Here is a 1470-nt window from a genome sequence, read left to right as displayed (position 1 = left end):
CCCGGCGGTCGCGGTAGGTGCTCTAGCCTGTCGTTCCCTGTGGGAGGTCGCTGACTGGCTCTCCGCAGAGACGTCTACCTCTTCCTGGGGAGGGTGCCGGAATATTTGCAGGTGGCGCGGTGGTCGTTGCAGCCGTCGCTCCAACTCCTGGGGGCTTAGGGCGCGTTAGCAGAGCCTGGACGAGTACCTCGCGAGCGGCGGATCTATGCCATGAGGAGCGCGGAAACGAGCGCGTACCAAACAAAGAGATTAGCCCTACCATCCGGCAGCCAGCCGCCAATCAGCGCGACGGTTGCAAGCAGGACAGAAACCTGTGCGGCAGCGGTTGCGCCGCACATGACCTGTGTCGATCCATTCACAGCAGTCCGGTTTTGGATGCTCGCATAAAGCGCCCACAGCCATCCCAATACGGCAGCGATCTGCACAGTCGCGACCGCGTAGCCGTACAACGCATGCGCAGGACTTTTCGCGGGCTGACCAAAGAGCGCCAGGGCGAGGCTGATGAAACTGGCAGCGAACCACAACAAGCTCGCCAGCGCGAAGATCCAGATGATGGTAGGGAGAAGCCGCATATCTCAACGTGCCGTAGTCGTTCAGGCTGAGGGGCAGGGTGGCAAGGTTAGTCCCCCATGACTAGCGCTCGCAGCGCGCGACGCTGAGCTTCATGCCCGTGAGAGGCCCCTCTTGGACGGCATAGGCGTATTCGTCGATTGCAGTTTTGACGGGGGGTGTCGCCCGGCCCCGAGGAGCCTCCTTATCGCCCTCGGCCCAGGACGAGAAGCCGACCGCCGGCGTCGTGCCGGGGTTTTGGCTCAAGCCGAGCGTGATGCGCTCTTTGCCGGAGACGAGGGTGAGGCTGCGATCCCAGCCGCGCGAGCGGCCACGGGGGCTCTCGACGTGAAACTTCTTGCCGAGCAGGTCGGGGCGGATGACCGCTTTCTGCATCGGAAAATCGGAGACGGCGGTAACCATCACAGCCTTGGTTTCAGGGCACTCCGCCGAACCTGCCGAACTAGCGGCCAGGATCATGATTAGGATGGTCAGGGCGGCTCTGATGGTCACGCGGGACATAGGATCATTCCGATCAGATTGGGACGCGCTCGCATTTGCCGCGCTCCTGAGAAGGAGCGAGCACTTCGCCGAACGGCCCAATCGTGTGGCGGCTATGAACGGCAGCGAAATCGGGCGCGACTGTCGTAAGTGTGATCGGAATGCCGTCGGTGTTCACCTCGACGAAAACCCACGCGCCGGTGCGATGATCGGAGATGGCCTGCGCCCTGTCGCCGAGACCCGGTGTGGTGCCAATCCGAGCCGGCGATCCGTCGGAGTATCGGGTGACGAAGAAGTTCAGGCTCTCGAACTTGCACTGGAGAACGACGATTTCTGCCTCCGCTGCACTTGCCGCTAGAACCATCCCGAGGAGCCCGATCAGAACCGCGCGCATTCCCGTCTTCGCTACTCGCATGGGTC

The 1470-nt window shown here is 62.7% G+C and carries 3 protein-coding genes; all 3 read right to left on the bottom strand.

Annotation, left to right across the window (positions count from 1 at the left end):
- Positions 1–203: 203 nt before the first annotated feature.
- Positions 204–572 (bottom strand): hypothetical protein, encoded by a 369-nt coding sequence (locus WDW90_RS37040; protein ID WP_336492712.1) that lies wholly within the window; start codon positions 570–572, stop codon positions 204–206.
- A gap of 61 nt (positions 573–633) precedes the next feature.
- On the bottom strand, positions 634–1071 hold the full coding sequence (locus tag WDW90_RS37035) for a hypothetical protein (protein ID WP_336492711.1): 438 nt from the start codon (positions 1069–1071) through the stop codon (positions 634–636).
- A 13-nt stretch (positions 1072–1084) separates the two neighbouring features.
- On the bottom strand, positions 1085–1470 hold a 386-nt coding region (locus WDW90_RS37030), incomplete at its 5' end, for a hypothetical protein (protein WP_336492710.1).

Origin of the sequence: Methylobacterium nigriterrae, assembly GCF_037106235.1 — a bacterium.
GTDB lineage: Bacteria > Pseudomonadota > Alphaproteobacteria > Rhizobiales > Beijerinckiaceae > Methylobacterium > Methylobacterium nigriterrae.
The sequence above is the reverse complement of the archived record's forward strand: the minus strand, read 5'-3'. Positions and strand labels throughout refer to the sequence as shown.